This window comes from Marinibaculum pumilum, from assembly GCF_042646425.1.
Lineage (GTDB): Bacteria > Pseudomonadota > Alphaproteobacteria > Ferrovibrionales > Ferrovibrionaceae > Marinibaculum > Marinibaculum pumilum.
This window is the reverse complement of sequence record NZ_JBHRTR010000048.1, coordinates 20,387-30,617: the sequence shown is the minus strand read 5'-3', so window position 1 is coordinate 30,617 and position 10,231 is coordinate 20,387. Positions and strand designations below refer to the sequence as shown.

Below are 10,231 nucleotides of genomic sequence, written 5' to 3'. Positions count from 1 at the left end.
GCGAGGTGGGCACCGAAGGCAAGCTGGGCGGCCAGGCCGACGTGAAGGGGGTCGCCGGCACCTGGAAGGACCTGACCGACAACGTGAACGCGATGGCGACCAACCTGACCGGCCAGGTGCGCAACATCGCCGAGGTGACGACCGCGGTGGCCCGCGGCGACCTGTCGAAGAAGATCACCGTCGACGTGAAGGGCGAGATCCTGGAGCTGAAGAACACCATCAACACCATGGTGGACCAGCTCTCCTCCTTCGCCTCGGAAGTCAGCCGGGTCGCGCGCGAGGTGGGCACCGAAGGCAAGCTGGGCGGCCAGGCCGACGTGAAGGGGGTCGCCGGCACCTGGAAGGACCTGACCGACAATGTGAACGCGATGGCGACCAACCTGACCAGCCAGGTCCGCAACATCGCCGACGTCACGACGGCGGTCGCCAACGGCGACCTGTCGAAGAAGATCACGGTGGATGTCCAGGGCGAGATCCTGGAGCTGAAGGACACCATCAACACGATGGTGGACCAGCTGAACTCCTTCGCCTCCGAGGTGACCCGCGTCGCGCGGGAGGTGGGCACGGAGGGCAAGCTGGGCGGCCAGGCCGACGTGAAGGGGGTCGCCGGCACCTGGAAGGACCTGACCGACAACGTGAACATGATGGCGACCAACCTGACCAACCAGGTGCGCGGCATCGCCGACGTGGTCACCGCGGTCGCCAAGGGCGACCTGACCCGCAAGCTGACGGTGGACGCCAAGGGCGAGATCGCCGCGCTCGCCGACACCATCAACGGCATGATCATCACCCTGGCCACCTTCGGCGACCAGGTGACCAACGTGGCGCGCGAGGTGGGGATCGAGGGCAAGCTGGGCGGCCAGGCACGGGTGCCGGGCGCCGCCGGCCTGTGGCGCGACCTGACCGACAACGTGAACCAGCTGGCGGCGAACCTGACCACCCAGGTGCGCGCCATCGCCGAGGTCGCCACCGCGGTGACCACCGGCGACCTGACCCGGTCCATCACCGTCGAGGCCTCCGGCGAGGTCGCGGCGCTGAAGGACAATATCAACGAGATGATCCGCAACCTTGAGGATACGACCCTCAAGAACACCGAGCAGGACTGGCTCAAGACCAACCTGGCGCGCTTCACCCGGCGGCTGCAGGGCGAGCGCGACCTGGTCACCGTCTCCAACCTGGTGCTGTCGGAACTGGCGCCGCTGGTCAATGCCCAGCACGGCGTCTTCTACATGGCGCGGTCGGAGGAGGACGAGGAGCGGAGCCGCGAGGAAGGCACGGTGCTGGACCTGCTGGCCAGCTATGCCTTCCGGCAGCGCAAGTCGCTCTCCAACCGATACCACCTGCGCGAGGGCCTGGTCGGGCAATGCGCCTTCGAGAAGAGCCGCATCCTGCTGACCGAAGTGCCGCACGACTATGTGCAGATCAACTCCGGGCTGGGCGAGGCCAAGCCGCTGAACATCGTCGTCCTGCCGGTGCTGTTCGAGGGCGAGGTCCAGGCGGTGCTGGAGCTGGCCTCCTTCAACCGCTTCAACGAGGCGCACCTGTCCTTCCTGGACCAGCTGATGGAGAGCATCGGCATCGTGCTGAACACGATCGCCACCAACATGCGCACCGAGGACCTGCTGAAGCAGTCGCAGCGCCTGACGGCGGAACTGCAGAGCCAGCAGGAGGAGCTGCGCACCACCAACGACCGGCTGGAACAGCAGGCCGCCACGCTGCGCCAGTCGGAGGACCTGCTGAAGTCGCAGCAGGAGGAACTGCGCCGCAAGAACGACGAACTGCAGGAGAAGGCACAGCTGCTGGCGGCGGAGAAGCGCCAGGTGGAGGCCACCAACATGGAAGTGGAGCGCGCCAAGCAGTCGGTGGAGGAAAAGGCGGAGCAGCTGGCCCTGACGTCCCGCTACAAGTCGGAATTCCTGGCGAACATGAGCCACGAGCTGCGCACGCCGCTGAACTCCATGCTGGTGCTGTCGAAGCTGCTGGCCGACAATGCCAACCGCAACCTGAACGACAAGCAGATCGAGTTCGCGCGGACGATTTATTCCTCCGGCAACGACCTGTTGTCCTTGATCAACGAGATCCTGGACCTGTCCAAGATCGAATCCGGCGCGATGCAGGTCGATGTCCGGGAGCTGCGCTTCGAGGGGCTGGAGGAGCATCTGCGTCGGACCTTCGACCAGGTCGCCGCCGAGCGCGGCCTGGACTTCAGGATCGACTTCGACAAGGGTCTGCCGAAGCAGATCTACACCGATGCGATGCGCCTGCAGCAGGTGCTGTTCAACCTACTGTCCAACGCCTTCAAGTTCACCCATGACGGCGAGGTCGCGCTGACCGCCCAGGTGGCGAAGGACGGCTGGAGCCCGGACCATCCGGTCCTGTCGACCTCCGCCCAGGTGATCGCCTTCACCATCTCCGATACCGGGATCGGCATTTCCGAGGATCACCAGAAGATCATCTTCGAGGCGTTCCAGCAGGGCGACGGCTCGACCAGCCGGAAGTACGGCGGCACCGGGCTCGGCCTGTCGATCAGCCGCGAGATCGCCAAGCTGCTGGGCGCGGAGATCACCCTGCGCAGCGAGGCGGGCAAGGGCAGCACCTTCACCCTGTACATGCCGATCGACCTGGACCCGGCCGACAGCCTGTCGGGCAGCGAGCCGGCCCCCACCCGCACCCTGCCGCCCCGCAGTCTGCCGCCCCATAATCTTCCAACCGCAGAGACGCCGCCGCCGGAGGCGGTCGCACTGCCGGCTCCCAGCGCCGCCATTGACGACCGCCGCAAGCTCGACGGCAGCACCCCCGCCGTGCTGATCGTCGAGGACGATGTCGGTTTCGCCAACATACTGCTGGACATCGTGCGCGAGACCGAAATGAAAGGGGTGGTGATCGGCCGCGGCCGCGAGGTGCTGTCGATGGCGCGCGAGCAGCGCATCGACGCGATCTCCTTCGACATCGGCCTGCCGGACATGCACGGCTGGGCCCTGTTCGACCGGCTGAAGCATGACATCGGCACCCGCCACATCCCGATCCACATCATCTCCGTGCAGGAACAGAAGATGCGCGGGCTTGAGATGGGCGCCTTCGGCTTCACCGGCAAGCCAGCGGAGCGGGAGCTTCTGGCCGCCTCCTTCACCCGCCTGCGCGACTTCGTCAGCCGCCCGGCGCGACGGCTTCTGGTGGTCGGCAGCGGGGATATGGGACTGGCGGGCGTCCTGGACGCCGGCGACAGGCTGCAGGTCCAGGTGGTGCCGCGGACAGAGGCGATGCAGGCGATGCAGGCGGAACCGGTGGACTGTGTCGTCCTCGACCTGACCGCGGCGCCGGCTCAGGGCCTGAAGTTCCTGACTGCGCTGCGCGATGCGGACCTGCCCGGGGATCCGTCCGGGAAGCTGGAAGGAGAACTGCCGGTGATCGTCCATACCGGAACCAGCCTTTCCGCCAGGACGGCGGAGGCGCTGCGCGCACCAATGCCCTGGATCGTGAGGCGGATCACCGCCCATCGGGACACCTTGATCGACGAAGTTGCGAAGAACCTGCACCTGCCGGTGGCGGAGCTGGGGGCCGAGGCACAGGAAGCGATCGACCGGGTCTCCCGTACCGACGCCGCCTTGAACGGGGCGCGCATCGCGATCATCGACGACGACATCCGCAACATCTTCTCGCTGACCAGCGTTCTGGAACAGCACGGGGTGGAGGTCTTCCATGCGGAGGACGGCGAAGGCGGCATCGCACTGGTGCATGACACGGCGGGCCTGGACATGGTGCTGGTGGATATCATGATGCCGGAGATGGACGGCTACGAGACATTGCGCCGCCTGCGCCGGCTGGGCGAACCGCTGGGATCGCTGCCGCTGATCGCGGTGACGGCGAAGGCGATGGCGGAGGATCGGCAGAAATGCCTGGACGCCGGTGCCTCCGACTATCTCGCCAAGCCGGTCGATCCGGAGCAGCTGATCTCGACCGTGCGCACCTGGCTTTACAAAGCGGAGGCCGCCCGTTCCGCCGGCGGAACGCGCCGCGGGGACGGGGTCCCCCGGTCAGGTCACGAAAGCAGGGGAGGACAGGACGAAGACGGGTCCGTCGAGGAATGAGCGCGGACCCGATGGCCCTGGTCACGCCGCCGGCGGTCGAACGACCGGCCGTGCTGGTGGTCGATGACGAACCCTCCAACCTGACGGCGTTTCGCGAGATTCTGGCCAGCCTGGACGCCGACATCGTGACCGTGGGCTCCGGACAGGAGGCCCTGCGCCAGGTCTTGCGGCGGGAATTCTGCGCGATCCTGATGGATGTGCGCATGCCGGAGATGGACGGCTACGAGACCGTCGGCTTCATCCGACAGCGCGAGCGGTCGCGGCGCATCCCGGTGATCTTCCTGACCGCCTATGACCGCGACAATGCCCAGGTCTATCGCGGCTATTCCGAGGGCGCGGTAGACTATGTCTTCAAGCCGGTGGAACCGGTCGTCCTGCGGGCCAAGGTCTCGGTCTTCGTCGAGCTGTTCCGGCAATCCGCGGAGATCCGCGCCAAGGCGGAGCAGGAGCGCCGCCTGCTGCGCGAGAACATGCGGATCCGGAGCGAGCAGGTCGCCGCGGAACGACAGCTCCGCACCACCGAGGCACGCGAGGCGACGATCCTGCGGCTGTTGCCGATCGCCGTCTACGAGGCGGCGCCGGCCGCCGACGGGCCGGTGCGCACCTTCCTGCACAGCGAGAGCGCGGAGCGTCTGCTGGGCTTCAGCGCCCTGGACCTGTCCCCCGATCCAGGCTTCTGGCCGGACCGCATGCATGACGAGGACCGCGAGCGTGCTGTCGGGGCGATGCGCGGGCTTGCCCCCGGCGACAGCTATTCCGTGGAGTATCGCTGGCGCTGCGCCGACGGCGGCTATCGCACATTCCTGGACCAGGGCGTCATGGCGGAGGCGCCGGACAGCGACGGTCCGGCGCGGATCTACGGCACCCTGCTGGACGTGCACGAGCGGCACCTGCTGGAGCAGCAGCTGATGCACGCCCAGAAGATCGACACGATCGGCAAGCTGACCGGCGGGATCGCGCACGACTTCAACAACATGCTTACGGTGGTGATCGGCAATCTGGACGCCCTGCAACGCAACGAGGAACTGGGCGGCAGGGCGGCCCGCCGGGTCGACCGCGCCCTGCAGGGCGCGCTGCACTGCCGCGACTTCACCCAGCGGCTGCTCGGCTTCGCACGGGCGCAGAACCTGGCCCCCCAGGTGCTGGACCTGAATGCGCAGATCCGTGGTCTTTCCGACCTGGTGGCCCGGACCCTGGGGGAACGGGTGGAGATCGAGACCGAACTGGCCGAAGGGCTCTGGCCGGTCCGCAGCGATCCGGGCCAGATCGAATCCGCCCTGCTCAACCTGCTGGTCAATGCGCGCGACGCCATGCCCGATGGCGGCGCGGTGACGATCCGCACCGGCAACGTCACCATCGGACGGGACCGGGTGGAACCGGCACCGGACCTGCGCAACGGCCCCTTCGTCATGATCGAGGTCGCCGACAGCGGCGTCGGCATGGCCCCCGAAGTGCTGGCGCGGGCGACCGAGGCCTTCTTCACCACGAAGGCGGCGGGCCATGGCACCGGCCTCGGCCTGAGTACGATCCACGGCTTCGTGCGGCGTGCCGAGGGCGACCTGACGATCAGCAGTCGCGCGGGCGAGGGCACCAGGGTCCGGCTCTACTTCCCGCGCGACACGACCGCAACCGACGCGCGCGGCGTCGCGGCAGAAGGCGAAGCACGCGGCGAACTGCCGCGCGCCCGGAAGCGCGAATGCATCCTGGTGGTGGAGGACGAAGAGGCGGTCCGCCAGAGCGCGGTCAGCACCCTGCGCGAACTCGGCTACACGGTGAAGGAAGCCGGCAATGCGGATGCCGCACTGGCGGCGCTGGACGCATCGAAGCGTGTCTGCCTGCTGTTCACCGACATCATCATGCCGGGCTCCGCCAACGGCTATCAGCTCGCCCGGGAGGCGCAGCGCCGGCGCCCCGAACTGAAGGTGCTGTTCACCTCCGCCTATGGGGGGGAGGTCACGGCGGGGTCGGAAGCGCCGGTCGACGCCGCCTTCCTGCGCAAGCCCTACCGCGATTTCGAGCTGGCACAGGCCATCCGCAGCGCGATGGATTAGGGCGCCAGGGCAAAGCGAAGCAAGGAGGCCCCATGGCCGCACAGAGCGCCTCGAAGACCGTCATCTATGCCGCGCTGGCGGGCAATGCCCTGATCGCGGCGACCAAGTTCGCCGCCGGTGCCTATACCGGCTCTTCCGCCATGCTGTCGGAGGCGATCCATTCCCTGGTGGACACCGGCAACCAGGGCCTGCTGCTGTTCGGCATCGCCCGGTCGCGCCGGCCGGCCGACGACGAACATCCCTTCGGCTATGGCATGGAGCTTTACTTCTGGGCCTTCGTGGTGGCGATCCTGATCTTCGGCCTGGGCGCCGGGATCTCCTTCTACGAGGGACTGGCGAAGATCTCCGACCCGCACCCGGTCACTGACTACGGGATCAACTATGCCGTGCTGGGCGCGGCGATGCTGTTCGAAGGCGTCGCCTGGTTCCTGGCGTTCCGCGAGTTCAACCGGATCCGCGGAAAGCGCAGCCTGCTGGACGAGGTCCGGCAGTCGAAGGACCCGACCGTCTTCACCGTGCTGTTCGAGGACAGCGCCGCCATGCTGGGCCTCGTCGCCGCCTTCGCCGGCCTGCTGGCGTCGCAGTTCCTGGGCCTGGCCTGGGCCGATGCCGCGGCCTCCCTTGCGATCGCCGCCATCCTGGCCTGCACCGCGGTGGCGCTGGCGTACGAGACCAAGAGCCTGCTGACCGGCGAGGCGGCGCGCGGCTCCACCGTTGCGGGGCTGACGCGGATGGCATTGGCGGAGCCCGCGGTGCGGGCGGTGAACGAGCTGCGTACCCTGCATTTCGGCCCGAACGACATCCTGGCGACGATCAGCCTGGACTTCCACGACCGTTCCACCCTGGCCGATATCGAGGCCACCGTCGCCCGGCTTGAACGCGAGATGAAGGCGCGCTTCCCCACGGTCACGCGAATATTCATCGAGGCGCAGGCCGCGGAGCATCATGCCGCCGATGCCCGCCGTACCAAGGCGGCGCACGGCACCGGCTCCTGAAGACGCGATCGCCCCTTCACGGGGCAACGAAGCCCTGTCGCGACCTGCCGCGTCAGCCGGCAGGCCTATCGGCCGACCGAAAGGGCACCATCGCAGCCCCATCTAGGGAAGCTGTTCCTGTATCGGTGCGATCCATGACTGCCCTGCCTTTCATGACGGAAGTATTGCATCCGACCTTGGTTGCCACGGGTGCGGCCCGGCGTATCATCGCGGCGGCCAGAAGGGCCGTATGGCGGAGGGACGATGCAGTCAGTCAGCGGATCGGACCGGACGACGGTGGACGACCCTGCGACGGACCTTGCCGCCGTCTTCGCCGCACCGCTTTCGCACCCGCGCCTTGCGGAGAGCCCGCGTGGATGAGGAACTGCGCTTCGGGTCGTTCTCGATACATCCCGGCAGGCGCAGCCTCCTGCGGGACGGTGTCGCGGTGCCACTCGGCAGCCGGGCCATCGATATCCTGCTGTTCCTGGCCGCCCATCCCGGCGAGGTGAAGAGCAATCAGGAGATCGTCGACCGGGTCTGGCCCAGCACCTTCGTCCAGGAAGCGAACCTGCGGGTGCATATCTCCGCTCTCAGGAAAGCCCTGGGCGACACAAGGGGCGAACCGCGCTTCATCGCGAACGTGCCGGGCCGGGGCTATGCCTTCGTGGCGGCGGTCGAACGGGTCGCCGCATTCGCCCGGATGCCGGCGGGCAGACCGCCGCAGGATGCGGCGGACCGCCTGCGCATCCTGGGCCGCGACCAGAACATTGCCGCGATCATCGCCCAGCTGTCCAAGGGCCGGCTTGTCACGATCACCGGCCCGGGCGGCATCGGCAAGACCACGGTCGCGCGGGCCGTCCTTGCCGCCCTCGCGCCGGCACCCGGCGCGGTTTCCATCGATCTTTCCGAAGTCGGCGACGCGGACCTGGTCCAGACCCTGTTCGCCTCCGCGCTGGGCCTCCCCTCACGCTCCGCCGATGCGATCGCCGAGATGGCGAGAGCGCTCGACGCCCGCCAGGCGCTGGTGGTGCTGGACAGCTGCGAGCATGTCGTCGAAGCGGTCGCCCTGCTGGTCGAAGCGATCCTCGACCTGACGCAGAGCGTCTGCTTCCTGGCGACCAGCCGGGAGCCGCTCCGGGTCACCGGCGAACGGGTCCACAGGCTGAAGCCGCTGGACCTTCCGCTCTCCGGCGTATCGGCGGAAGTGGCGGCCCGGTCGCCGGCCGTGCAGCTGTTCGTGGAGCGGGCCGATGCCTGCCTCGGCGGCTACGAACTGAGCGACGCGGATGCCCCGGCCGTTGCCGAAATCTGCACCCGGCTGGACGGCATCGCGCTGGCGATCGAACTGGCGGCCGGCCGGCTGGAATCGATGGGTGTCGCGGCCCTGGCCGGATCCCTTGCCGACGGGTTCAAGCTGCTGACCCGGGGCCGGCGGACGGCACTGCCGCGGCACCAGACACTGCGGGCGACCCTGGACTGGAGCTATCACTTGCTGACCCGGGCGGAGCAGCAGGCGCTGGCAGAGATCTCGGTATTCCGGGGCCGCTTCACCCTGGATGGCGCGGAGGCAGTGGTGTCCGGCGATGGTGCCGAGGCGATGGCGGGCCTGGTCGCGAAGTCGCTTGTCCTGGCGGAGCCGGCCTCGGCGGGGGAGAGTTACCGGCTTCTCGACACCACCCGCATCTATGCGGCGGAGAAGCTGGCGGAGTCGGGCGCGGAGGATGCCGCAAGGGCCAGGACCTTGGCATATATGTGCAGCCTGCTGGAGGCATCCGGGACGGTCGTGCAGGCCGGATCGGCGGACGAGATCGCCGGACGTTTCGGATATCTGCTTCCCAGCCTGCGGGTCGGCCTGGACTGGGCGTTCGGCGATGGCGGCGACCGCCTCCTGGGCACGCGGGCGACCGTGGCGTCGCTTCCCCTGTTCTTCAAGCTTTCCCTCTTCGACGAATGTTTCGCTGCGATCACGACCTCCCTCACCTACCTCGATGCCGATCAGGGGCGGGACGAGGCCAGCCGGATGAAGCTCTACGCCGCGCTCGGCTGGCAGCGGATGCAGACGATCTATTCGGCCGGGCACGGCGCGACCGCCAGCAGCAGGGCGGGCAGGATCGCGCGGCGGATCGGCGATGTCGACCACCAGCTGCGGGCGCTCTGGGGGCTCTGGGTCGATGCCGTCAACCGGGGGGAGCCGGCCCACGGACTGGAACTGGCGGATACCTTCACCGACCTGGCGGCCACGTCGTCGGACCCGACCGATACCCTGGTCGGGCGGCGCATGCAGGGCGCCACGCTCCATTGGATGGCGCGTCACGCGGAATCCCGCGCCATTCTCGCCGCCATGCTCGCCGACTATGAGGCCGTCGCCTCGCAGAGCCACTCCTTCCGCTTCCAGTTCGACCAGCGCGTCACGGCGCATATCGTCCTTGCGCGGTGCAGGTGGTTCCTGGGCGAGGAGGCGGAGGCGATGCGCGAGGTCGAGGACGCCCTGCGATACGCCATGGAGATCCGGAATCAGGCGTCCGTCTGCAACCTGCTTGCGGAGGCGGGCTGCCCGCTCGCTCTATTGGCGGAGGATGACGCTCGGGCGGCGCGCTATGTCGGCATGCTGAAGGAGCATACGAAGGCGGCCGCACTGGACGTGTGGAACGCCTATGCGGACTGCTTCGAGGCGGAACTGATCTACCGGTCAGGCGACAGCCGGGGCTGCCTCCGGCAGCTGCACCCGAACATGCAGCGACTCCGCGCGGCCGGTTTCGTGCTGCTGGAATCGCAGTTCACAGCCGTCGAGGCACGCGCGATGGCCGCACTCGGGCAGCATGAAGCGGCGATCCGGCTCCTTGACGCCGCGCTTGCGGCCGCCACGTCCACGCAACAGTTGTGGTGCCTGCCCCTGCTGCAGCGCGCCAGGGGCACGATTGCAGCGGATTTCGCGGACGAAGCGGCAGCGCTGGCCAGCTTCACCGCCGCAATCCGCGCCGCGGAAGAGGCCGGCGCGGCCGCCTTCGGCCGGCGCCTGCATGAGGACATCCGGCGGACCGGCCTGTCCGCCAGGTTCTGACCGCCGGCCTGCCGGACCGGATCCCGGCGCCACGGACCGCGACCCGCCATTTGC

The 10,231-nt window shown here is 68.3% G+C and carries 4 protein-coding genes; all 4 read left to right on the top strand.

All coding sequences use genetic code 11. From position 1 onward, the window contains the following. On the top strand, positions 1-4,088 hold a 4,088-nt coding region (locus ACFOGJ_RS25125), incomplete at its 5' end, for a hybrid sensor histidine kinase/response regulator (RefSeq protein ID WP_379905828.1). Continuing rightward, positions 4,085-6,139, top strand: a complete 2,055-nt coding sequence (locus tag ACFOGJ_RS25120) for a response regulator (RefSeq protein WP_379905826.1) — start codon at positions 4,085-4,087, stop codon at positions 6,137-6,139. The genes ACFOGJ_RS25125 and ACFOGJ_RS25120, both read left to right, overlap by 4 nt. A gap of 32 nt (positions 6,140-6,171) precedes the next feature. Beyond that, positions 6,172-7,134 (top strand): cation diffusion facilitator family transporter, encoded by a 963-nt coding sequence (locus ACFOGJ_RS25115; protein ID WP_379905824.1) that lies wholly within the window; start codon positions 6,172-6,174, stop codon positions 7,132-7,134. A 352-nt stretch (positions 7,135-7,486) separates the two neighbouring features. Then, a complete protein-coding gene (locus ACFOGJ_RS25110; protein ID WP_379905822.1) occupies positions 7,487-10,177 on the top strand; it encodes an ATP-binding protein in 2,691 nt (896 codons plus the stop codon). The last annotated feature ends 54 nt before the right edge of the window (positions 10,178-10,231 follow it).